Genomic DNA, 23,242 nt, shown 5'->3' on the forward strand with positions numbered 1-23,242 from the left:
GAGAGCCGGCGAGGAGGGAGAGCTTGATTACAATCGGGCCCAAAAATTCGCCCCGATTTGGTCAAGCCACTCTTGGATTGTGCGCGCAAAATGAAAACAGCTTTGTCCCCGATGTTTGCTGCCCTGGCCCTCGCGCTGGCGGCCACGCTGCCCGCCCAGGCCCAGGAAGCCAAGCCCGGCGATGCCAAGGCCGGCGCCGCCAAGGTGGCCATGTGCATCGGCTGCCACGGCATCGTGGGCTACCAGGCCACCTTCCCCGAGGTCTACAGGGTGCCGAAGATCTCCGGCCAGAGCGAGAAGTACCTCGCGGCGGCGCTGGAGGCCTACCGCAAGGGCGACCGCAAGCACCCCAGCATGCGCGGTATCGCCGGCTCGCTGACCGACCAGGACATCGCCGACGTGGCGGCCTACTACGCGCACGACGGCGTGCCCTCGGGCGGCGCGCCCGAGCTGCCGGCGCCGCCCGCGGCCAACGCCCAGGCGGCGGCGCTGCTGCAAAAAGGCGCCTGCGTGTCCTGCCACGGCGACAACTTCTCCAAGGGCATCGACCCCAGCTACCCCAAGCTGGCCGGCCAGCACGCCGACTACCTGTACGCCGCGCTCAAGGCCTACCGCGACGACACCCACCACACCTGGGGCCGCGGCAACCCGGTGATGGCCGGCATGGCCAAGCAGTATTCCGAGGCCGAGCTGAAGGTCATCGCCAAGTACATCGCCTCGCTGCCGGGCGAGCTGAAGACGGTGCCGCAGCGCAAGTTCCGCTGATCGGATTTGCGTTTTTCCGCCAGGCCCGCCGCGTGCGGGCCTCGTGCTTTCTATAAGACAAATCGGCCTCCAGCGCCCGTCAGACAAGCGCCGGCAGCTATCAGAACAGTAGTTTTACAGGCTGTCGGCGGTGGCGCGCCGCTGCACGCAGGCGACGTAGGCGTCGCCGTCGGGCGCGCGGCCCGCTGCTTGCGCGTCGGCCAGCATCTGGCCGAGGCACTCCATCACCTCGTGGTGCGCTTGGTGCAGGCTGGCGCGCCGGTGCGCCAGCAGTTCCACCGCCTGCCGGATGCCGCGCGGCTGGTCGATGCTGCACTGCTCGCTGATGGCCAGGTGCATCGACAGGTGCAGGAACGGGTTGCCGCCCACCGCGCCTTCGCCGTAGACCCGCGCCACGGCGGCGTCGGCGTCGGCCAGGTCGGTGTGCCATTCGGGGTGCTCGGCCACCCAGCCGGCCGCCAGCGTCTCGATGGCTTCCAGCGGCTGGCCCGCGCGCGACTTGGCCCAGGCGCCGCAGAAGAAGCGCCGGACTTCGGCCTGGGAGGGTGCGAACATGGGGCGCGAGGCTAACACGCCGGCCGGGCGCGGCTACAGTGCGGCGCTTGGCTTTCGCGCTCATCACCGACGGGCAGTTCTACGCCGCCGCCGTGCCGGCGGTGCTGCTGCTGGGCGTCAGCAAGAGCGGCTTCGGCGCCGGCTTCGGCTCGCTGGCGGTGCCGCTGATGGCCCTCAGCGTCACGGTGCCGCAGGCCGCGGCCATCCTGATGCCGGTGCTGCTGGTGATGGACCTGCTGGGCATCGCCGCCTTCCGCAGGGACTTCGACCGCGCCTTGCTGAAGTTCCTGCTGCCCTGGGGGCTGGCGGGCATCGCCGTCGGCGCGCTCATGTTCCGCCTGCTGGAGGCGCGCTGGGTGGCGGGCATCGTGGGCGTGTGCACGCTGCTGTTCCTGGCGCAGCGGCTGCTGTTCCCGCCGCGCCCCGGCAGCGCGCCGCCGCCGCGCTGGGCGGGCGCGCTGCTGTCGGCCACCTCGGGCTTCACCAGCTTCGTGGCGCATGCGGGCGGGCCGCCGCTCAACGCCTACGTGATTCCAATGGGGCTCTCGCCGCTGCGCTTCACCGGCACCATGGCGTTCTACTTCTTCGTCATCAACCTGGCCAAGTGGGTGCCCTACGCGGGGCTGGGGCTGCTGGACGGGCGCAACCTGGCCACCTCGCTGGTGCTGCTGCCGCTGGCGCCGCTGGGCGTGTGGATCGGCGTGCGCATCGCGCGGCGCATCGGCCAGCAGTTGTTCTACCGCTTCATCCACGCCGGCATGCTGCTGACGGGCCTGAAGCTGGTGTGGGACGCGTTGAGCGGCTGATTGCTATGCTAAGAATAGCTGCCAGCGCTTGATGGGCGAGCGCTGGCGCCCGATTTCATCAGTAACCCAGGCTTGCCGCTAACATAGCGATTGGCTTTTTGCCGCCGGGCCGTCCCAAGGCAAAAACGGCCCCCTCGGGGGGCAGCGCACCACGCGAAGCGGGGGAGCGCGGGGGCATTTTTAACAGGAGGGAAACCATGCCGGTGGTCGTCATCGCCAACCCCAAGGGCGGCGTGGGCAAGTCCACGCTGGCCACCAACGTGGCCGGTTATTTCGCCAGCCGGGGCCACGCCGTCATGCTGGGCGACGTGGACCGCCAGCAGTCCTCGCGCCTGTGGCTGGGCCTGCGGCCCGAGGCCGCGCGCCCCATCACCGCCTGGGAGGTGCAGCGCGACGCCATCGTGCGCCCGCCGCGCGGCACCACGCACGTGGTGCTGGACACGCCCGCCGGCCTGCACGGCGCCCGCCTGAAGGAGGTGATGCGCCTGGCCGACCAGGTGCTGGTGCCGGTGCAGCCCAGCATCTTCGACATCTACGCCACGCGCGATTTCATCGACCAGGTGGCCGAGCTGAAGGGCGGCGGCCAGCGCCGCATCGGCCTGGTGGGCGTGCGGGTGGACGAGCGCACGCTCGCCGCCGAGCAGCTGCGCCACTTCCTGGACGGGCTGGCGCAGCCCGTGCTGGGCCTGCTGCGGCCGACGCAGACCTACGTGCACCTGGCCGCGCGCGGGCTGACGCTGTTCGACGTCGCGCCCGGCCGCGTGCAGCGCGACCTGGAGCAGTGGCAGGGCATCCGCCGCTGGCTCGACAAACCCTCCGCCCAGTCGCCTGCTTGATAGATGGCGCGCGGCAGCATCGCTAGACTGCCGGCCATGAGAGCTTTCGACACCCTCGCCGAACTGGCGGCCTGCGTCGGGCAGGAAGTCGCCGTGAGCGACTGGCATACGGTCACGCAGCAGGCCATCGACCAGTTCGCCGACGCCACCGGCGACCACCAATGGATCCACGTGGACCCGGAGCGCGCCAAGACCGGCCCTTTCGGCGCCACCATCGCGCACGGCTTCATGACGCTGTCGCTGCTGGCGGGCCTGGTGATGCGTTCTCTGCGGATCGAGAACGTGCGCATGGGCGTCAACTACGGGCTGAACCGCGTGCGCTTCACCTCGCCCGTGCCGGCCGGCAGCCGGGTGCGCCTGCGCTCCGAGCTGCTGGAGGCCGCGCCCATCGAGGGCGGCATGCAACTGACGTGGAAGAACACCATCGAGCGCGAAGGCGCGGACAAGCCCGCGTGCGTCGCCGAGGCGGTGGTCAGGTACTACACCTGAGCGTTCGGGCCGCCGGCTGGCCCGCTGAAGCCGTTCTGCCGCCAGGCCTCGAACACGCTCACGGCCACGGCGTTCGACAGGTTCAGGCTGCGCTGGCCGGCGCGCATGGGCAGCCGCAGTTGCTGCGCGGGCGCGATGGCTGCGCGCAGCGCCGGCGGCAGGCCGCGCGTCTCGGCGCCGAACACCAGCCAGTCGCCGGGCTGAAAGCGCACCTCGTGCAACAGGCGCGTGCCGCGCGTGGTCAGCGCGAACAGGCGCGCGGGGTCGGGCTGCTGCGCGGCCAGGAAGGCGTCCCAGCCGGCGTGGCGGCGCACCTCGGCGTATTCGTGGTAGTCCAGGCCCGCGCGGCGCATGTGCTTGTCGTCCATCGAGAAGCCCAGCGGCTCGATCAGGTGCAGCGTGCAGCCGGTGTTGGCCGCCAGCCGGATCACGTTGCCGGTGTTGGGCGGGATCTCGGGTTCGACCAGGACGATGTGGAACATGGCGGGCTCAGGGTTCGTCGGTGCGCGCGAAGGCGAGGGCGGTGACGTGCGCCGCGCCGGCATCGCGCAGGGCGCGGGCCGCCTCGCGCAGGCTGGCGCCGGTGGTCATCACGTCGTCCACCAGCGCCACGCGGCGGCCGTGCAGCAGCGGCGCCTTCGGCGGATCGACCGCGTAGGCGCCGCGCACGTTCTTCAGCCGTTCGGCGCGCGGCAGGCCGTGCTGCGGCGGCGTGTGGCGCGGGCGCAGCAGCAGGCCGGTGCGCACGCGCCCGGGCGCCATCGCCTGCGCCAGCAGTTGTGCCGGGTTGTAGCCGCGCTCGCTCAGGCGCTCGGCCGACAGCGGCACGGGCAGCACCAGGTCCGCCTCGGCCAGCGCCTGCGCCACGCCGGGCGCGGCCACCAGCATCGCCGCCAGCGGCGCGGCCAGGCCCGGATCGCCCCGGAACTTGAACTGCCCGATGCAGCGCGCCCAGGGCCAGCCGTAGCCGGCGGCGACCAGGCAGCGCTCGAACGGCGGCGGCTCGCGCAGGCAGGCGCCGCAGCGCGCCGCCCCCGCCGGCAGCGGCAGCGGCAGCGCGCAGCCTTCGCAGCGCGGCACCGGGGCGCCGAAACGCGCCACGCAGCGCGGGCACAGCGTGGCGGCGGGCCAGGCGCGGCAGATCAGGCACTGGCCGGGCCAGTCGGTGCGGGAGAGCATCGGCTCAATATACTGCCGCGACCCATGGCCACCGACCTTCCGCCCACCATCGACCCCAGCGCCGCGCGGCGCTGGGCGGCGCGGCCGCACGCCCGCACGCCCTGGCTGCACGAGGAGGTGGCGCGCCGCATGGCCGAGCGGCTGGCCGTGATCCGGCTGCCGGTGCGGCGCTGGGCGCACTGGGAGCCGGCGCGCAGCGGCCTGGCCGGCCACGAGCTGGTGGCGGCGCATTACCCGGATGCGGAGTCTTTTCGGGTCTCGGCGCAGGCAGGGCATGCGCTGTCAGCTATCGAAAAGGAAGCAACTCCCTGGTGGCGGCGCTGGGCTCGCGCCGCGCAGGCGCGAGCCCTGGTGGCCGCGCCGCCCGAGGGGGCGATGCAACTGGTGTGGGCCAACATGCTGGCGCACCAGGTCGCCGACCCGCAGGCGCTGCTGGCCGACTGGCACCGTGTGCTGTCGCCGGACGGCTTCGTCATGTTCTCGTGCCTGGGGCCCGACACCCTGCGCGAGCTGCGCGCGCTGTACGCGGCCGAGGGCTGGCCGCCGCCGGCGCAGGCCTTCACCGACATGCACGACTGGGGCGACCAGCTGGTCGCCGCCGGCTTCGCCGAGCCGGTGATGGACATGGAGCACCTCACGCTGACCTACGACACGCCCGCGCGCCTGCTGGCCGAGCTGCGCGAGCTGGGCCGCAACCAGCACCCCGGCCGCCACGCCGCGCTGCGCGCGCCGGCCTGGCGCAGGCGGCTGGAAACGGCCCTGGACGAGCGGCTGCGCCCGCCCGGCGGCGGGCCGCTGCGCCTGACCTTCGAGCTCATCTACGGCCATGCGCTGAAGGCCGCGCCGCGCCATGCGCTGGCGCCCGAAACCGCCATCCCGCTGACCGCCATGCAGGACGCGCTGCGCCAGCGCCATCGCAAGCCTGGCGCCCCCTGAGCGGCACCGCGAGTCGGGTACACTCGCCGCCACGAGCGCGCCCCTGGGCGGCCCGCGCCGCGCCGCGCGGGCAGGAAGTGTTTGTGATTGAGCAGATCAAAGACGTGAGCACGATGAAGAGCATTGCATCCAAGGTGGCCGGCTTGCCGCGCCACGCCGCCCTCTGGACGGCGGCATGGGCCACCAGCGCGGTCCACGCCGCCAAGGTGAACGACCTGCCCGGCGGCCCCGCCGTCAACCAGCTCAATCTGCACCCGCCCGTCACCCGGATCGCCGAAGAGCAGCAATGGCTGCACTGGATGATGCTGATCATCTGCTCGGTGATCTTCGTGGCCGTGTTCGCGGTCATGTTCTATTCGATCTGGAAGCACCGCAAGTCGCTGGGCGCCAAGCCGGCGGCCTTCCACGAGTCGGTGGTGGTCGAGGTGCTCTGGACCCTGGCGCCCTTTCTCATCATCATCGGGCTGGCCCTGCCGGCGACCAAGGTGGTGGTGGCCATGAAGGACACCACCAATGCCGACCTCACCATCAAGGCCACCGGCTACCAGTGGAAGTGGGGCTACGACTACCTCAAGGGCGAGGGCGAGGGCATCGCCTTCCTGTCCACGCTGGATTCCTCGCAGCGCGCGCTGTCCGACGCCGGCACGCCCGAGGGCGACGACTACCTGCTGCGCGTCGACAAGCCCCTGGTGGTGCCGGTGGGCAAGAAGGTGCGCATCATCACCACCGCCAACGACGTGATTCACGCCTGGATGGTGCCGGCCTTCGGCGTCAAGCAGGACGCCATCCCCGGCTTCGTGCGCGACACCTGGTTCCGCGCCGAGCAGACGGGCGATTTCTACGGCCAGTGCGCCGAGCTGTGCGGCAAGGAGCACGCCTACATGCCGATCCACGTGAAGGTGCTGCCGCAGGGCGAGTACACCGCCTGGGTCGAGGCCGAGAAGAAGCGCCTGGCCGCCCTGGCCGATGATCCCAACAAGGTCTGGACGCTGCCCGAGCTGGTGGCGCGCGGCGAGAAGGTCTACGCCGCCAACTGCGCCGCCTGCCACCTGGAGAGCGGCAAGGGCGGCGGCGCCATCAAGGCGCTGGACGGCAGCCCCGTGGTGCTGGGCGCCGCGGCCGAGCAGATGCACGTGCTGCTGGAGGGCCGCAACAACGGCGCCATGCCGTCCTGGAAGCAGCTGTCCGACGTCGAGCTGGCGGCCGTGACCACCTACACCAAGAACCACTGGACCAACAAGACGGGCACGGTGGTCCAGCCCTCGGAGTTCAAGGATGCGCGCGCCGGGAAGTTTCCGGAGGGCGGCGGTTCAGGCGCGGCTCCCGCGGCGGCCCCCGCCGCCGAGGCCGCGCCCGCACCCGCGCAGCCGGCTTCGGAGACCGCCGCCGCGCCGGCCGGCCTGCCGTTCCAGGTGTTCTTCGCCACCGGCGAATTCAGCCTGAGCGGCGAGGCCGAGCAGGTGGTCAGGTCCGCCGCCGACTATCTCAAGAGCCACGGCGATGCCAAGGTCGCGCTGTCGGGCTTCGTGGATTCCACGGGCAGCGCCGCGGCCAACGAGGAACTGGCCAAGAAGCGCGCGCAGACCGTGCGCGACGCATTGCAGGCCGCCGGCGTGGCGGCCGAGCGCATCGATATGCGCAAGCCGCAGGCCATCACCGCGGGGCAGGGCAGCGACAGCCAGGCCCGCCGCGTCGACATCGTGTCCGCGGGCTGATGGCCGTTCGTACACCCTCGCATTGAGCGCACCCCTTTCCGGAGTAACACCATGAGCGCCGTTCTTCCCGGCTCCCACGCCGGTCACCACGACCACGCGCACGACGACCATCACGGGCACCACGGGCCCACCGGCTGGCGCCGCTGGCTGTTCGCCACCAACCACAAGGACATCGGCACGCTGTACATGCTGTTTTCCTTCGCCATGCTGATGGTGGGCGGCATCCTGGCGCTGTTGATCCGCGCCGAGCTGTTCAAGCCCGGCCTGCAGGTGGTGAACCCCGAGCTGTTCAACCAGCTCACCACCATGCACGGGCTGATCATGGTGTTCGGCGCCATCATGCCGGCCTTCGTGGGTTTCGCGAACTGGATGATCCCGCTGCAGATCGGCGCCTCCGACATGGCGTTCGCGCGCATGAACAACTTCAGCTTCTGGCTGCTGATCCCGGCCGGCCTGATGCTGGTGGGCTCCTTCTTCATGCCCGGCGGCGCCCCCGCCGCCGGCTGGACGCTGTACGCCCCGCTGACGCTGCAGATGGGCCCCAGCATGGACGCCGGCATCTTCGCCATGCACATCATGGGCGCCAGCTCGATCATGGGCGCCATCAACATCATCGTCACCATCCTGAACATGCGCGCGCCCGGCATGACGCTGATGAAGATGCCGATGTTCGCCTGGACCTGGCTGATCACCGCCTACCTGCTGATCGCCGTGATGCCCGTGCTGGCCGGCGCCATCACCATGACGCTGACCGACCGCCACTTCGGCACCAGCTTCTTCAACCCCGCCGGCGGCGGCGACCCGGTGATGTACCAGCACATCTTCTGGTTCTTCGGTCACCCCGAGGTCTACATCATGATCCTGCCCGCCTTCGGCATCATCAGCCAGGTGGTGCCGGCGTTCGCGCGCAAGCGGCTGTTCGGCTACGCCTCGATGGTGTACGCCACCTCGGCCATCGCCATCCTGTCGTTCATCGTGTGGGCGCACCACATGTTCACCACCGGCATGCCGGTGACGGGGCAGCTGTTCTTCATGTACGCCACCATGCTGATCGCCGTGCCCACGGCGGTGAAGATCTTCAACTGGATCGCCACCATGTGGCGCGGCTCGATGACCTTCGAGACGCCGATGCTGTTCTCGGTGGGCTTCATCTTCGTGTTCACCATCGGCGGCTTCACCGGGCTGATCCCGTCCGTGGCGCCGATCGACATCCAGATCCAGGACACCTACTACATCGTCGCCCACTTCCACTACGTGCTGGTGGCCGGCTCGCTGTTCGCGCTGTTCGCCGGCTTCTATTACTGGGTACCCAAGTGGACGGGGGTGATGTACAACGAGCGGCGTGGGCAGATCCACTTCTGGTGGTCGCTGATCTCGTTCAACGTCACCTTCTTCCCGATGCACTTCCTGGGCCTGGCGGGCATGCCGCGCCGCTACGCCGACTACCCGATGCAGTTCGCCGACTTCAACATGGTGGCCTCGGTCGGTGCCTTCTTCTTCGGCTTCGCCCAGGTGTATTTCTTCCTGTTCGTCGTGCTGCCCTGCATGCGCGGCCAGGGCGACAAGGCGCCGCAGCGTCCCTGGGAAGGCGCCGAGGGCCTGGAGTGGGAAGTGCCGTCGCCGGCGCCCTTCCACACCTTCGAGAACCCGCCCAAGCTGGACGCCACCGCCACCCGCGTGGTGGGCTGACGCCATGGCCGCGACCGACGAGCAACGCAAGCGCAACGTCCGCCTGGGGCTGATCCTGGCGTCGGTGGCGGCCGCGTTCTTCGCCGGCTTCTTCGTGCGCATGGCGCTGCTGAGCGGCTGAAAAGGGGCTGTCGTGGGGCTGCGCGCCGAAAACCTCAGGATGGTGGGCAAGCTGGCCGTCGTGGCGGCCGGCATGTTCGCGTTCGGCTACGCCATGATCCCGCTGTACCGCGCCATCTGCGAGGCCACCGGCATCAACATCCTCTCGCTGGCCGAACGGCAGGTGCCGGGCAACGGCGCCGCCGGGGCGGGCGCCCTGAAGTCGGCCGGCAACACGCAGGTGGACGCGAGCCGCACCATCACCGTCGAGTTCGACGCCAACGCGCGCGGGCCGTGGCACTTCAAGCCGGCGCAGCGCTCGATCCAGGTGCACCCGGGCGAGCTGGCCACCGTGATGTACGAGTTCCAGAACGTGCAGGACCGGCGCATGGCCGCGCAGGCCATTCCCAGCTACGCGCCGCGCCAGGCGGCGCCGCACTTCACCAAGCTGGAGTGCTTCTGCTTCAACCAGTACACGCTGGAGCCGGGCGAGAAGAAGACCTGGCCGGTGGCCTTCGTCATCGACCCCAGGCTGCCCAGGGACGTGACCACCATCACGCTGTCCTACACCTTCTTCGAGGTGGGCGGCAAGGTGCCGCCGCCGCCCGAGTCGGCCAGCGCTGGCCCGCACGTCAAGCCGGGGGCCGCCGCATGAAGCCGCAACAGGCCCCGCCCTCGTTCTGGCGTTCGCTGCGCATGGTCGGCTGGGGCCTGCTCGGCGTCCGCAAGAAGGGCGAATACGAAAAGGATCTGGCGCAGGTCAACCCGTTCCACGTCATCGCGGCCGGCCTGATCGCCGCCGTGCTGCTGGTGCTGGCGCTGGCGGGCCTGGTCAACTGGGTGGCCGGCGGCAGCGCCTGAGGATCATGATGAAATTGGCCCCCAGCGCCCGCCAGACAAGCGCTGGAAGCTATGAAATAGAGAGCATAGGAGTGAAGAAGCAATGAGCACCACCGCCCACGGCCACACGCCGTACTACTACGTCCCGGCCGAGTCGCGGCATCCGATCATGGCGGCCATCGGCCTGTTCGCCGTCATCTTCGGCGCCGCGCAGTGGGTCAATGGCGCGTCCTGGGCGCCCTGGCTGCTGCTGGCCGGCCTGCTGTGGTGGCTGTTCGTGCTCTACCAGTGGTTCGGCGACGCCATCCGCGAGAGCGAGGGCGGCCTGTACGGGCGCAAGATCGACCTGTCCTACCGCTGGAGCATGAGCTGGTTCATCTTCTCGGAGGTGATGTTCTTCGGCGCCTTCTTCACCGCCCTGTGGTGGGCGCGCGCGCACTCGGTGCCGGCGCTCGGCAGCCTGGAGAACGCGCTGCTGTGGCCCGACTTCAAAGCCGTCTGGCCCAGCCTGGCGGCCGGCGCCACGGCCTCCCCCGCCGGCATCGTGGAGCCGTTCCAGACCATGGGGCCGTTCTGGCTGCCCACCATCAACACCGCGCTGCTGCTGACCTCGGGCGTCACGCTCACCATCGCCCACCACGCGCTCATCGCCAACCACCGCAGCCGCTGCATCACCTTCATGTGGATCACGGTGCTGCTGGGCCTGACCTTCCTGTTCGTGCAGGGCTACGAGTACTTCCACGCCTACACCGACCTGAACCTCAAGCTCAGCTCCGGCGTGTTCGGCTCCACCTTCTTCATGCTGACGGGCTTCCACGGCCTGCACGTGTTCGTCGGCATGCTGATGCTGCTGTTCATCACGCTGCGCCTGATGAAGGGCCACTTCACGCCGCAGCACCACTTCGGCTTCGAGGGCGCCGCGTGGTACTGGCACTTCGTGGACGTGGTGTGGCTGGGCCTGTACCTGCTGGTCTACTGGATGTGAGCTTCGCGGCTTCCTCATAAAAAAGAGCGCCGGGCCGGCGCTCTTTTCGTTTCACCCGCCGGTGGGCAGGCCGGAGGGTTGGATGTAGCCCAGCTTCCACGCCACCAGCACGCAGATGAACAGCAGCACCGACAGCCCCACCCGCAGCGCCAGCGCTTTGACCATGCGGCCGGCGCGGCGCGGGTCGTCCCGGCCCGACGGATCGTCCCGCCGCATCATGAACACCAGCGCCGACGCCAGGCTGCCGATGATGCCCACGAACGCCAGGCCGACGAGAATCCCTTTCATGGAGATAGTCCTGGAAACGGCAGTTGACCGCTTGTTTTCTTCGCGGGAGCCGTATGAGCATGGAATTGAGTTGCTTCGATGATGTTCACCTGTGAGGTCACAGCGCTACGCACTCGCCAGCACCGCGCTCGCCGCGTCATGCGGCGTTGCTTGTCCTTGCAGGCATCAGCCTGCAGCGTCCTCGCGTCTTGCCTGACACGCCGATCACGGCACGGGCGAGCGCGTTCAACTGCCGTTTACAGGACCATTATCCCGTGAGCCGCTGGACCGTGGGCTGGCGCCGCGCGCTGGTCGTGCTGGCCGCGCTGGCGGGCATGGCGGCGACCTTCTCGCTCGGCCGCTGGCAGCTCTCGCGCGCGGCCGAGAAGCAGGCGCTGCTGGCCGCGCTGGCCGAGCGCCAGCGCCTGCCGGCGCTGGCAGGCGCCGCGCTGGCCGCTCCGGCCGCCGACGGCCCGGCACTGCTGTACCGCACGGTTATCCTGCGCGGCACCTGGCTGCCCGAGCGCACCGTCTACCTCGACAACCGCGTGATGGACCGCCGCACCGGCTTCTACGTGCTGACGCCGCTGCGGCTGGCGGGCGCCGACGCCGTGGTGCTGGTGCAGCGCGGCTGGATCCCGCGCAACTTCGAGGACCGGCAGGTGCTGCCGCCCGTCGCCACGCCGGCCGGCGAGGTGCGGGTCGAAGGCCGCATCGCCGAGAGCCCCTCGCGCGCCTATGCCCTGGGCGCCGACGGCACGGGCGCGATCCGGCAAAATCTCGACCTGGACGCCTTCCGCGCGGAAACCGGTCTGCCGCTGGCCTCCCTGGTCGTGTGGCAGACCGGCGAGCCTTCGGAGGGCCTGCTGCGCCAGTGGCCCGCGCCGGACAGCGGCGTCGAGAAGCACCACGGCTACGCTTTCCAGTGGTTCGGGCTGTGCGCGCTGATCGCTCTGCTTGTCCTGTGGTTCCAAGTTGCCAGACCTCTCCGCCGTTCCTCCTCCCATGACTGAGCGCCTCGCCACCCCCGCCGAACCGCTGGCGCTGACCGTGCACGGCATGCCCGCGCCCGAGGGCGTGCTCTCGCAGGACGCGCGCCGCACGCGCGCCGGGCGCTGGAAGATGCTGCTGCTGGCGCTGGTGTGCGCGGCGCCGGTGGTGGCGTCCTACCTCAGCTACTACGTGATCCGGCCCGAGGGGCGGCGCAACTTCGGGGTGCTGATCGATCCGCAGCGGCCGATTCCCGCCGCCCACGCCACCGACCTGAGCGGCCAGCCCATCGAACTGCCCGCGCTCAAGGGCCAGTGGCTGCTGGTCAGCGTGGCCGGCGGCGCCTGCGACGCCCGCTGCGAGAACAACCTGTATTTGCAGCGCCAGCTGCGCGAGGCCCTGGGCAAGGACAAGGACCGGCTGGACTGGGTCTGGCTGGTGGACGACCAGGCGCGCGTGCCCGACGCGCTGCGCCCCGCGCTGGCCAAGGCCACCGTGGTGCGCGTGCCGGCGGCCGAGCTGGCCGCGTGGCTGGCGCCCGAGGCCGGCCACGAGCTGCGCGAGCACCTCTACGTGGTCGACCCCATGGGCCACTGGATGATGCGCTTCCCCGCCAACCTGGAGCGCGCCGACGCCGGCCGCGCCAAGCGCGACCTGGAGCGCCTGCTGCGCGCTTCGGCCAGTTGGGACGAGGCGGGCAGACAATGACCCACCCCCAGGCTCCACGCGCTTCGCGCTGTTGCGCCACCCCCCTCAAGGGGGCGCAGCCACTGGCCGGGGGAGCCCCGGCCACGGCTGCCGCTGGCATGGTCTGCTCCGCGACCTTCCGGCTCTTGTGGATCGAAGCCTTGCTGCTCTCATGCAGCGTGGATTACTGACTATGGACGCCGCGCCGCTCTACGACCTGACCCCCGCCCTGCGCCTGATGGGCATGGGGCTGGTCATCGCGCTCGCGCCGCTGGCCTGGGTGTGGCTGCGCAGCCGCCAGGCCACGCCCGCGCGGCGCCTGCGGGCGCTGACGCTGCTCACGCTGTTCCTCACCTTCGACCTGGTGCTGTTCGGCGCCTTCACGCGCCTGACCGACTCCGGCCTGGGCTGTCCGGACTGGCCGGGCTGCTACGGCAAGGCCAGCCCGGTCGGCGCGCACGCCCACATCGCCGCCGCGCAGGAGGCCATGCCCACCGGCCCGGTGACGCACGGCAAGGCCTGGATCGAGATGATCCACCGCTACCTGGCCACCGGCGTCGGCGTGCTGATCATCGTGCTGGCGCTGGCCACCTGGCTGCACTGGCGGCGCGGGCGCGGCGCGGGGCAGCACCCCGTGCACCCGGCGTGGCCGCTGGCCACCCTGGCCTGGGTCTGCGCGCAGGGCGCCTTCGGCGCGCTGACGGTGACCATGAAGCTGTTCCCCGCCATCGTCACGCTGCACCTGCTGGGCGGCGTCGGCCTGCTGGTGCTGCTGGCCGCGCAGGCCGAGCGCTACCGCCAGGCGGCCGGCGCGCCGGTGGAGGGCCTGCCGCGCGGGCTGCGCGCGCTGCTGTGGCTCGCCGCCCTGATGGTGGGCGCGCAGATCGCGCTGGGCGGCTGGGTCAGCACCAACTACGCGGTGCTGGTGTGCGACACCTTCCCCACCTGCCAGGGCAGCTGGTGGCCGCCGATGGACTTCGCGCAGGGTTTCGAGCCCTGGCGGCCGCTGGGCCAGTCGGGCGACGGCTCGCCGCTCGGATTCCACGCTCTCACGGCCATCCACTACACGCACCGGCTGTTCGCCTACGCGGTGTTCGCGGTGGTGGCGCTGCTGGTCTGGCGCCTGGCGCGCGCCGGCCGGCTGACCGCGCAGCGGCGCGTCGTGGCTGCGCTGGCGCTGGCGCAACTGGCCACGGGCCTGTCGAACGTGGTGCTGGGCTGGCCGCTGGCGGCCGCCGTGCTGCACACCGGCGGCGCGGCCGCGCTGATGACCGTGCTGGCCTGGGCGCTGTGCGCCAGCCGCACCCAGGCGGTGGCGGCGCAGGCCGGCGCGCACGCGCCGGCGCGGGAGGTGGCGGTATGAGCCCCCGCCCGGCCGCTCCGAAGGGGGCTCGCACCGCAGTGCGAAGCACGGAGGTGATCCAATGAGCCCCCGCCCGGCCGCTCCGAAGGGGGCTCGCACCGCAGTGCGAAGCACGGAGGTGTTTCGATGAGCAGCCCTGCCCAAGCGCCCGCAGCTCCGCAGCCGGTGCCGCTGTCGTCCATGCCCGTCTGGCGCCAGTACTACGTGCTGACCAAGCCGCGCGTGGTGCAGCTGATCGTGTTCTGCGCGCTGATCGGCATGGTGCTGGCCGTGCCGGGCCTGCCGGGCTGGGCGGCGCTGGGGCGCATGGCCGTGGCCTGTGCCGGCATCTGGCTGGTGGCGGCGGCGGCGGCGGCCTTCAACTGCCTGGTGGAGAAGACCATCGACGCGCGCATGAAGCGCACCGCCTGGCGCCCGACGGCGCGCGGCGAGCTGTCCGACCGGCAGGCGCTGGCCTTCTCGGCGCTGCTGTGCGCGGCCGGCTCGGCGATCCTGTACCTGTGGATCAACCCGCTGACGATGTGGCTGACCTTCGCCACCTTCGTCGGCTACGCGGTGGTCTACACCGTCATCCTCAAGCCGCTGACGCCGCAGAACATCGTCATCGGCGGCGCATCCGGCGCCATGCCGCCGGTGCTGGGCTGGGCCGCCATGGCGGGCGAGGTGGGGCCGGACGCGCTGATCCTGTTCCTGATCATCTTCATCTGGACGCCGCCGCACTTCTGGGCGCTGGCGCTGTACCGCGTGGAGGACTACCGCCAGAGCGGCCTGCCCATGCTGCCGGTGACGCACGGCAGCGAGTTCACGCGCCTGCAGGTGCTGCTCTACACCCTGATCCTGCTGCCGGCCTGCCTGCTGCCCTTCATCTACGGCATGAGCGGCTGGTTCTACCTGGTGGCGGCGCTGCTGCTGAACGGCGGCTTCATCGCCCACGCCTTCAAACTGTGGCGTCACTACTCCGACGCACAGGCGCGCAAGACCTTCCGCTTCTCGCTGATCCACCTGTCGCTGCTGTTCGCGGCGCTGCTGGTGGACCACTACCTGCCATGAACCGTCGTGAAACTATCAAAAAAATAGCTGCTGGCGCTTGCCTGGCGGGCGCTACAGCCGTTTTCTATGCCTGTTCTCCGGGCAGGCCGCAGTTTCGCGGCATCGACGTCACGGGCGCCGACTACGCCAAGGACTTCAAGCTCACCGACTTCGACGGCCGCGCGCGCGCGCTGGCCGACTTCCGCGGCAAGGTGGTGGCGCTGTTCTTCGGCTACACGCAGTGCCCCGACGTGTGCCCGACGACGATGGCCGAGCTGGCGCAGGTCAAGCAGAAGCTGGGAGCCGACGGCGAGCGGCTGCAGGTGCTGTTCGTCAGCGTCGATCCCGAGCGCGACACGCCCGAGGTGCTGAAAGCCTACATGGGCGGGTTCGACCCGGGCTTCCTGGGCCTGTACGCCGGCTCGCCCGAGCAACTGGCCACGCTGGCGCGCGACTTCAAGGTCTACTACAAGAAGGTCGAGGGCAAGACGCCCGAGAGCTACACCGTGGACCACACCGCCGCCTGCTACCTCTACGACCCGCAGGGCCGGCTGCGCCTGTACAGCCGCTATGGCACGCCCGTGGACGCGCTGGCCGAGGACGTGAGGCTGCTGCTGGGCGGCGCTTGAAGATTGATCATCAAATTGGCCTCCAGCGCCCGCCAGGCAAGCGCTGGCAGCTATCGATAGAGTAGCTACTGGGCCTGGATGCCCTGCGTGCGGATGATGGCGCCCAGCACGCGGGTGTCGGCCTGCATGCGGCGCGCCAGCCCCTCGGGCGAGGAGCCCACCGCCTGCCAGCCCTGCTGGAACAGCCGCTGGCGCATCTCCGGCGTGCGCACGATGGCGCTGATGGCAGCGGCCAGCTTCTCCACGCGCGCGCGCGGCATACCGGCCGGCGCGGCGACGGCGTTCCAGATCTCCAGGTTGAAGTCCTTCACGCCCGCCTCGGCCAGACTCGGCAGCTCCGGCGCCAGCGTGCTGCGGCCGCTGGAAGTGACGCCGATGCCGCGCAGCTTGCCGGCCTTGATCTGCGCATTGGCCAGCGCCGGCGGCAGCATCGACAGTTGCAGGTCGCCCGCCACCATGGCGGTGAACACCTGCGGATAGCCGGGGTAGGGCACGTGCACCGGCGCGATGCCCGAGCGGGCCTTGAGCAGTTCCATGCCCAGGTGGCCCACCGTGCCGACGCCGGGCGAGCCGTAGCTCCACTTGTCCCCGGCGGCGCGCGCGGCGTCGAAGAAGGTTTTCGCGTCAGTGCCCGGCGCGCCGGCCGGCGCCGTCAGCACCAGCGGCGCCACGCCGATCAGGCTGACCGGCGCCAGGTCCGTCCGCGGGTCATAGTGCACCGCGGGGTTCAGCAGCTTGCTGATGGTCAGGTTGCCGTTGATCATCAGCCCGATGGTGTGGCCGTCGGTGGCCTTGGCCACGGCATCGGCACCGATGTTTCCGCCGGCGCCGACGCGGTTGTCCACCGCCACCGGCTGGCCCAGCGCCTGCGCCAGCGGTTCGGCCAGCGCACGCGCCGTCAGGTCGGGCGAGGAGCCGGGGGGGAAACCCACGATCAGGTGCAGCGGCTTGCTGGGCCAGGTGTCGGCACCCTGGGCGTGCAATGGGCCGTGCGCGCCCAGCGTGGCACAGGCGATGGCGGAGAGCAGGACGAGGCGGCGGGTGGCGCGGGGGGTGTTCATGGCGTGGGGCGGTGGCGTTGATCGGACAGGGATACGACGGAAGTTATAGGCCATCCGTCAGGTTGCACAGGCCGTTGGCGGGAGCTATACCTTACCTCCCATTGAGGAGGCCAGGGAGCGGTGCCGGTTGAATAATCCGGCGCATGCGCGGCGCCCGATGTGCCACCGGCCATCGGGCGCTCCGAGTTGACGGGACGGGAGCCAGCCATGCCACAGCCCTGGAGCAACGCAGATCGTAATCCGGCGGTCCTGCGCGCGGTGCGCCGATCGTGCCGCTTGCGACGGGGCGCGGCCGTGCTGCTGGCCGGCGGCCTGCTCGGCGCCTGCGTCAACCCGCCGCCCGGCCAGGCGGATGCCGGCGCCACCTGCGCCCGCACCGTGCATGCCGACGTGGTGGCCATCGAGCAGGCCTACGTGCTCAACCGGCATGCCGCCTTCGTCCCCGCCGGCATGCTGTACGCGCTGCGGCACGACGTGGTGCCGGTGGACGGCTCGCGCCCGCTCGGCCCCGGCAACGCCATGCTGCGCTCCGACAAGCGCCCCCGCCCACTGGTGCTGCGCGTGAACGAGGGCGACTGCCTGCAGGTCGCGTTCGAGAACCTGCTCGACCCCGAATGGCGGGAAGAAAGCGGCACCCCGCGCGAGATGGGTGGTCGCCTGCCGGCGCACGTGGAGGCCAACCACGGCGAGCCGACCTCGCGCGAGCTGGTGCGCGCCAGCAAGGTCAGCCTCGACCAGCCGCGCACACGCACCGCGTCGCTGCACGTCACCGGGCTGGAGCTGGCGCCCATCAACGCCGACGACTGCCCGCGCGATGCCGCCTGCGGCGGCGACGGCAGCAACGTCGGGCTGCCGGATCGTCAGGGCCTGGTGTTCCACCCGTCCAGCCAGGTCAAGCGCGCCGATTTCCTGGGCTCGCTGGCCAAGCCGGGGCAGAAGGTGGTCACACGCTGGCGCGCCGGCAAGGAGGGCACCTACTTCGCCTATTCCACCGCGGCGCCCGTGGGCGGCGAGGGCGACGGCGGGCAGATCGGCCTGGGCCTGTTCGCCGCTGTCAACGTCGAGCCGACGGGATCGCGCTGGTACCGCTCGCAGGTCACGCACGAGGACCTGCAGCGCGCCACCCGGCCCGCGACGGGTCACGCCTACCGCGACATCGACTACGAGGCCCGCCACGCGGTGGCCGGCGGATCGCGCCCGGTGCTGAACATGCTGGACGGCGACCGCATCGTGCACAGCGACGTCAACGCCATCGTCGTGGTGCCCGAGGGTCCGGGCGCGGGCAGCGATGCGCCGGCCTGCAAGGACAAGGACCAGCACATGTTCGGCAGCGCCTGCGGGCGGTCGTTCCGCGAGTTCACCGTCATCCTGCACGACGAGATCCACGCGCAGCAGGCGTTCGCCGAGCTGGAGGATGAGAACCACCCGCTGCACTACCTCAAGGACGGCATGGGCATCAACTACGGCGCTTCGGGCATGGGCTCGGCCGTCATGTCCACGCCGCTGCAGCGCAAGGTGGGCGTGGCCGCCAACTGCCCGGAATGCCGCGGCGAGGAGTTCTTCCTCAGCTCCTGGGCCAACGGCGACCCGGCGCTGGTGCTGCAGTGGGACGCCGCCGGCAAGAAACCCATCGGCGCGCGCTACAAGGACGACCCGTCCAACGTGCACCACAGCTACCTGGGCGACGCCGTGCGCTTCCGCAACCTGCACGCCGGGCCGAAGGAGACGCACGTCTTCCACCTGCACGCGCACCAGTGGGTGCTGGACGCGAGCGACCCCGATTCGACCTACCTCGACTCGCAGACCATCTCGCCCGGCGCCACCTTCAGCTACGGCATCGAGTTCGGCGGCTCGGGCAACCGCAACTACACGCCGGGCGATTCCATCTTCCACTGCCACCTGTACCCGCACTTCGCCCAGGGCATGTGGGAGCTCTGGCGCGTGCACGACGTGTTCGAGGACGGCAACCACCAGGGCCTGTTCCGGCCCGACCAGCCTGCCGGCCCCACCAACGACCCGCGCTGGCGCCGCCTGCCCGATGCCGAGGTGGCTGGCGGCACCGAGAACCCCGCCCTGGTGCCCATCCCGGGCGAGGCGCTGGCGCCGCTGCCCTCGGCCGCGTTCGCCGGCTACCCGTTCTATATCCCTGGCCAGGCCGGCCACCGGCCGCCGCAGCCGCCGCTGGACATGGATGTGGCCGCTTCCGGTTACGACGCCGCCTCGGGTGTCGAGCCCAGCCCGGCGGACGTGGTCAACGGCGGCCTGCCGCGCCACGTGGTCACCGGCGGCACGCTCAAGGCCGCGCGCGACGACCCCGCCGTGCGCGCGCATGCCTTGTCCGCCGGCGGCAAGGCGGCGCAGGTGATCGCCCAGCGCGTGGCCGCGCAGGACCCGATCGCGCTGAATGCCTTCGCGGCGGTGTGGGACCAGATCGAGATCAAGCCGCTGCCGCACTCGGGCACCACGGCCGAGAAAAGCGCTATGCGCTTCCACGAAGGTGCCCTGGCCGCCAGCGGCCTGGCGCCGCGCGAGGCCGCGCTGGCGCACTCAGACTGGTGGCCGATGGGCAAGGGCTACGCCACCGACTACGCCGCCACGGTCGACGGCCAGCAGGCGCGCCCCGAGGGCGAGGCGCTGTTCCGCGTCAACGGCCGGCCGCCGGCCGCCGGCGCGCCCTATGCCAATCCCTGTCCGGCCAACGCGCCGCGCCGCCACTACCGGGGCGCCTTCATCCAGACCGAACTGACCTACAACAAGCACGGCTGGTTCGACCCGCAGGGCCGCATCATCATCCTCGAGAACGACATCAAGGACATCATCGATCCGTCCACGCGCACGCGCCTGCCCGAGCCGCTGTTCTTCCGCGCCAACTCGGGCGACTGCATCGACTTCAAGTCGAGCAACTTCGTGCCTTCGGCGCTGAACGCCGACGACTTCCAGGTCTGGACGCCCACCGACACCATCGGACAGCACATCCATCTGGTGAAGTTCGACGTCACCTCCAGCGACGGCTCGGGCAACGGCTGGAACTACGAGGACGCCACCTTCTCGCCCGACGAAGTGCGCGAACGCATCTTTGCCAACAACCGGCGCGTGGCCGCCACCGGCCAGGGCCAGCGCCTGTCGCCCAAGGCGCACCCGCTGTTCCGCCCCGGCGGCGACGTGCACGCGGCGGGCGCGGGCGGCGGCGCCGATCCGCTGGGCTACGCGCGGCTGCTGCGCAAGGGCACCTGCCCGCCGCGCCACGCCGGCGAGACCGGCGAGCACTACGAGCACCGCCTGCACACCGACCACCCCTTCTGCGGCGCCCAGCGCACCACGCAGCTCTGGTGGGCCGATCCGATCATCAACCAGAAGGGCCGCGACAACACCCTGCGCACCGTCTTCACGCACGACCACCTCGGTCCCAGCTCGCACCAGCAGCACGGCCTGTACGCGGGGCTGGTGATCGAACCGGCCAACTCGGTCTGGACGCGCGTCGACGCCGCGGTGCAGGCGGCCGACATGGCGCAGGCCGGCGCCGCCATGGCCCGCCCCGGCGGCAACCTGGGCTGCGACACGGGCGCCGCCAACCCCTCGCCGCTGTGCGACAAGCTGCTCGGCGGCGCCGACCTGGCCGCCAAGGTGCCGCTGGATCGCCAGCGCGCGAGCGACCCGATCCTGGGCATGGTCGAGCCGCGCGACCCGCTGGTCCTGCGCACCGACGGCGGCCCCACCAGCACCATGGCCAACATCATCGCCCCGCGCTGCGCGGGCGACAGCGACTCCAGCGCATTGCAGCCCGATTCCGGCCGCCGCGCGGGGCCGGCCCCCGGCGGCGAGTGCGTCGCCAACGACCAGACCCGGCGCGAGTTCGCGCTGGCCATCGCCGACTTCGGCATCGCCTACAACACGGCGCTGGAGCCCATCAACCCCGAGCCGCGCGGGCCGGACAGCCTGATGCGCGACCGCACGGAAATCCGCTTCGGCCGGCGCCACGTCGCCACGCTGCCGGCACGGCCGCTCGGCATCTCCAGCGAGGATCCGGGCAGCCAGTTCGTCAACTATCGCCACGAGCCGCTGGCGCTGCGCATCGCCGAGGTCACGCCGGACAAGTCGGCCCTGGGCGGCTTCAGCTACAGCCAGAGCCGGCGGCGCGCCCTCAGCGCGAAGGACTGCGACCCCGCCCAGGGCGACCAGGACTGCCTGGGCGACATGGCCAACGCCTTCAGCACCGAGGTGCATGCCGCGCGCGACGAGCGGCTGGCGAAACAGCCGCTGCGCGCCTACGCCAGCACGTCGACGCGCGAACTGCTGCGCTCCCTGGGCCAGGAGGCACAGCTGAACAAGGTGCTGGCGAAAGCCGAAAGCTGGCGCAGGGACTTCAACTGCCAGCTCTACCGCAAGGACCTGATGTCCGGCGCCAAGTGCAGGAGGAGCATCGTCAACCACGAACCCTGGCGCGAGTTCGGTGACCCGGCCACCCCCGTGCTGCCCGCGTTCGAGGGCGATCGGGTGCAGATCAGGATGGTGCAGGGCGCGCAGGAGGCGCAGCACATCTTCGCCATGAGCGGCGTCAAGTGGCACCGCATGCCCGGCTCCATGGGCTCGGGCTACACCAATGCGCAGCCGATCGGCATTTCGGAGCACTTCGAGTTCGACATCACCGTCAACCCGCTGGATAGCTCCCACACCGACTACCTGTACCGCGGATCGTCCATGGACCAGCTGTGGGACGGCATGTGGGGCGTTCTGCGTGCCTATGGCACCCCTGACGAATCCGATACCACGATGGTGTCGAAGCCGCATCGCCTGGCGGCCATCCAGCCGCCGGCGGAGCCGCCGGTCAGTCCGCGCGCGGGTTCGAACCAGGTGTGCATGGTGGGCTTGGGCAGCTATTCGAGCCGGCGCCAGTTCGACGTCAGCGCGGTCCGGGCCTGCGACCTGTACGGCAGCTGCAGCAGCGAGGCGCCGCGCGGCATCCAGTACAGCGACGCGGCTCGGCTCGATCTGCACGACCCGAGGGCCATCGTCTACGTGCTGAACTCCGAGCGCCTGGTCAGCGACGGCGGGAAGTGGAGCTTCACGGACAACTCGAACGGCGCCACACTGGATGAACTGCGTCAGCAGTTCCAGAAAGGCCGCCCGCTGGAGCCTCTGGTGCTGCGCGCCGCCGCGGGCGAATGCATCGAGATCGGCCTGCGCAACCACCTGCCCGCCACGCCCATGGACGGCCCCGACGCGCAGGGGCGCCTGCGCGAAGCGGCGGCGTACCTCAACTTCCTGCCCATGATCACCGACGGCTTCAACATCAACCAGTTCGCGATGTCGTCCAGCATTGGCCTGTCCATCCCGCGCCTGGCGCAGCAGCCGCTGTATGCCGACGGATCCAACGTGGGCCTCAACGGCAAGGTACTGGCGCTCGCGGAAGGTCCGAATCCGGTGCGTCGGCAGGGTGCACTGCTGCCTCCCTGCGCACCGGGCCAGCCTGAAACGCGCTGCAAGAAGACCAGCTTCTGGTGGGCCGGGGATTTCGGTCAGAGCAATGCACCGGTCGAGCTGGGGGCCTTGCCCATCAGCAGCTTCGGCGACGTGGTCAAGCATCCGGCGCATGGCCTGGCGGGCGCCATGGTGATCGGGCCGAAGGACTCGCGCGCATGTGGGACCATGCCCGGCGTGGAGGCCTCCAGGCTGAGCGTGGACATCTGCGATGCCCAGGGCAGGAGGCTGTACACCGACCACGTGCTGGTGATGCAGGACGGCGTGAGCGCGCACCACGGGCAGTTGCCGGTGCGCAATCTGTCCGGCGCCGAGGAGCCCGACGACTACGGCATGAAGGCCATCAACTACAAGAGCGATCCGCTCTGGGGCCGCCGAACGGGCGACCCGTCGGTGGACTTCGGCGCGCGCAACGAGGTGGACTACAGCCAGGTGCTCAGCTCGGCGTGGGACGGCGTGCGCTGCGCTTCCGGCGTGGCGCCGATCAAGGCCCGCACCCACCCCTGCGACCCCGAGGTTCCCGTGCTGGAGGCGCGGCGCGGCGAGAAGCAGCGCTTGCACTTCGTCCACCCGGGCGGCCACACCCGGCAGCAGGGGCTGGCGATCAGCGGCCATGGCTTCAACCCCTTCCCCTGGTCGGCGGATTCGCTGAGCTTCAACGCCAACGCCGGTTCACCGATCCGCCAGGGCGTGTTCAACGGCTTCGGCCCGCAGATGGCGGTCACGCTGGAGGTCACCGCCGGCGGCGCGCAGCGGGTGCCGATGGACTACCTGGTCCGCAGCCAGGCGAGCTTCCTGTTCGACGGCGGCCAGTGGGGCATTCTGCGCGTGCGCTGAGGCGAGC

General features: G+C 70.7%; 22 protein-coding genes. 17 read left to right on the forward strand and 5 right to left on the reverse strand.

The window, feature by feature from the left end:
* The first annotated feature begins 90 nt into the window (after positions 1-90).
* Entirely contained in the window at positions 91-765 is a 675-nt protein-coding gene (locus QM772_RS15460) for a c-type cytochrome (RefSeq protein ID WP_415138000.1), read from the forward strand.
* A 114-nt stretch (positions 766-879) separates the two neighbouring features.
* On the opposite strand, the gene QM772_RS15465 is transcribed toward QM772_RS15460, so the two are convergent.
* The gene (locus QM772_RS15465) at positions 880-1,320 is read right to left on the reverse strand and encodes a DUF1841 family protein (protein ID WP_415138002.1); all 441 of its coding nucleotides are present in this window, start codon (positions 1,318-1,320) and stop codon (positions 880-882) included.
* Positions 1,321-1,367: 47 nt separating this feature from the next.
* Here QM772_RS15465 and QM772_RS15470 point away from each other — a divergent pair, with 47 nt between their 5' ends.
* From QM772_RS15470 to QM772_RS15480, 3 genes are all read left to right on the forward strand, one after another.
* Positions 1,368-2,126, forward strand: coding sequence for a sulfite exporter TauE/SafE family protein (locus tag QM772_RS15470; RefSeq protein ID WP_415138004.1), 759 nt, complete (start codon positions 1,368-1,370; stop codon positions 2,124-2,126).
* Positions 2,127-2,323: 197 nt separating this feature from the next.
* On the forward strand, positions 2,324-2,962 hold the full coding sequence (locus tag QM772_RS15475) for a ParA family protein (protein ID WP_415138006.1): 639 nt from the start codon (positions 2,324-2,326) through the stop codon (positions 2,960-2,962).
* A 36-nt stretch (positions 2,963-2,998) separates the two neighbouring features.
* Positions 2,999-3,451 (forward strand): MaoC family dehydratase, encoded by a 453-nt coding sequence (locus tag QM772_RS15480; RefSeq protein ID WP_415138008.1) that lies wholly within the window; start codon positions 2,999-3,001, stop codon positions 3,449-3,451.
* Here the strand turns inward: QM772_RS15480 and trmL are convergent.
* Together trmL and QM772_RS15490 are read right to left on the reverse strand one after the other, a co-directional pair.
* The gene (gene trmL / locus QM772_RS15485) at positions 3,442-3,933 is read right to left on the reverse strand and encodes a tRNA (uridine(34)/cytosine(34)/5-carboxymethylaminomethyluridine(34)-2'-O)-methyltransferase TrmL (protein WP_415138010.1); all 492 of its coding nucleotides are present in this window, start codon (positions 3,931-3,933) and stop codon (positions 3,442-3,444) included. The two genes, QM772_RS15480 and trmL, sit on opposite strands and share 10 nt — an antisense overlap.
* A 7-nt stretch (positions 3,934-3,940) precedes the next feature.
* Complete coding sequence (locus QM772_RS15490; RefSeq protein ID WP_415138012.1) at positions 3,941-4,630, reverse strand: phosphoribosyltransferase family protein; 690 nt, start codon at positions 4,628-4,630, stop codon at positions 3,941-3,943.
* A 24-nt stretch (positions 4,631-4,654) separates the two neighbouring features.
* Here QM772_RS15490 and QM772_RS15495 point away from each other — a divergent pair, with 24 nt between their 5' ends.
* From QM772_RS15495 to QM772_RS15525, 7 genes are all read left to right on the forward strand, one after another.
* Positions 4,655-5,566, forward strand: coding sequence for a class I SAM-dependent methyltransferase (locus tag QM772_RS15495; protein WP_415138014.1), 912 nt, complete (start codon positions 4,655-4,657; stop codon positions 5,564-5,566).
* Between the two features lie 113 nt (positions 5,567-5,679).
* Entirely contained in the window at positions 5,680-7,281 is a 1,602-nt protein-coding gene (gene coxB / locus QM772_RS15500; RefSeq protein WP_415139620.1) for a cytochrome c oxidase subunit II, read from the forward strand.
* Positions 7,282-7,332: 51 nt separating this feature from the next.
* Positions 7,333-8,970 (forward strand): cytochrome c oxidase subunit I, encoded by a 1,638-nt coding sequence (gene ctaD / locus QM772_RS15505; protein ID WP_415138016.1) that lies wholly within the window; start codon positions 7,333-7,335, stop codon positions 8,968-8,970.
* A gap of 4 nt (positions 8,971-8,974) precedes the next feature.
* A complete protein-coding gene (locus QM772_RS15510) occupies positions 8,975-9,091 on the forward strand; it encodes a cytochrome oxidase small assembly protein (RefSeq protein ID WP_415138018.1) in 117 nt (38 codons plus the stop codon).
* A 12-nt stretch (positions 9,092-9,103) separates the two neighbouring features.
* Complete coding sequence (locus tag QM772_RS15515; protein ID WP_415138020.1) at positions 9,104-9,724, forward strand: cytochrome c oxidase assembly protein; 621 nt, start codon at positions 9,104-9,106, stop codon at positions 9,722-9,724.
* On the forward strand, positions 9,721-9,930 hold the full coding sequence (locus QM772_RS15520) for a DUF2970 domain-containing protein (protein WP_415138022.1): 210 nt from the start codon (positions 9,721-9,723) through the stop codon (positions 9,928-9,930). The genes QM772_RS15515 and QM772_RS15520 overlap by 4 nt, the downstream gene beginning before the upstream one ends.
* A gap of 82 nt (positions 9,931-10,012) precedes the next feature.
* On the forward strand, positions 10,013-10,894 hold the full coding sequence (locus QM772_RS15525) for a cytochrome c oxidase subunit 3 (protein WP_415138024.1): 882 nt from the start codon (positions 10,013-10,015) through the stop codon (positions 10,892-10,894).
* A gap of 51 nt (positions 10,895-10,945) precedes the next feature.
* Here QM772_RS15525 and QM772_RS15530 read toward each other — a convergent pair whose 3' ends face one another.
* Complete coding sequence (locus QM772_RS15530; protein WP_415138026.1) at positions 10,946-11,182, reverse strand: twin transmembrane helix small protein; 237 nt, start codon at positions 11,180-11,182, stop codon at positions 10,946-10,948.
* A 314-nt stretch (positions 11,183-11,496) separates the two neighbouring features.
* Here QM772_RS15530 and QM772_RS15535 point away from each other — a divergent pair, with 314 nt between their 5' ends.
* The 5 genes from QM772_RS15535 to QM772_RS15555 all read left to right on the forward strand — a co-directional run bounded on the left by QM772_RS15535 (position 11,497) and on the right by QM772_RS15555 (position 15,859).
* Positions 11,497-12,174 (forward strand): SURF1 family protein, encoded by a 678-nt coding sequence (locus QM772_RS15535; protein WP_415139622.1) that lies wholly within the window; start codon positions 11,497-11,499, stop codon positions 12,172-12,174.
* Positions 12,167-12,859 (forward strand): SCO family protein, encoded by a 693-nt coding sequence (locus QM772_RS15540; RefSeq protein WP_415138028.1) that lies wholly within the window; start codon positions 12,167-12,169, stop codon positions 12,857-12,859. The genes QM772_RS15535 and QM772_RS15540 overlap by 8 nt, the downstream gene beginning before the upstream one ends.
* 172 nt (positions 12,860-13,031) lie before the next feature.
* Positions 13,032-14,201, forward strand: coding sequence for a COX15/CtaA family protein (locus QM772_RS15545; RefSeq protein ID WP_415138030.1), 1,170 nt, complete (start codon positions 13,032-13,034; stop codon positions 14,199-14,201).
* A 126-nt stretch (positions 14,202-14,327) separates the two neighbouring features.
* The gene (gene cyoE / locus QM772_RS15550) at positions 14,328-15,251 is read left to right on the forward strand and encodes a heme o synthase (RefSeq protein WP_415138032.1); all 924 of its coding nucleotides are present in this window, start codon (positions 14,328-14,330) and stop codon (positions 15,249-15,251) included.
* Positions 15,248-15,859: an SCO family protein gene (locus QM772_RS15555; RefSeq protein ID WP_415138034.1), complete on the forward strand. Its 612-nt coding sequence runs from the start codon at positions 15,248-15,250 to the stop codon at positions 15,857-15,859. Before cyoE ends, QM772_RS15555 begins: the two co-directional genes overlap by 4 nt.
* 65 nt (positions 15,860-15,924) lie before the next feature.
* On the opposite strand, the gene QM772_RS15560 is transcribed toward QM772_RS15555, so the two are convergent.
* Positions 15,925-16,920 (reverse strand): Bug family tripartite tricarboxylate transporter substrate binding protein, encoded by a 996-nt coding sequence (locus QM772_RS15560; protein WP_415138036.1) that lies wholly within the window; start codon positions 16,918-16,920, stop codon positions 15,925-15,927.
* 276 nt (positions 16,921-17,196) lie between these two features.
* On the opposite strand from QM772_RS15560, the gene QM772_RS15565 reads away from it, so the two are divergent.
* Positions 17,197-23,235, forward strand: a complete 6,039-nt coding sequence (locus QM772_RS15565; protein ID WP_415138038.1) for a hypothetical protein — start codon at positions 17,197-17,199, stop codon at positions 23,233-23,235.
* The last annotated feature ends 7 nt before the right edge of the window (positions 23,236-23,242 follow it).

This window comes from Ottowia sp., assembly GCF_047601385.1.
GTDB lineage: Bacteria > Pseudomonadota > Gammaproteobacteria > Burkholderiales > Burkholderiaceae_C > Ottowia.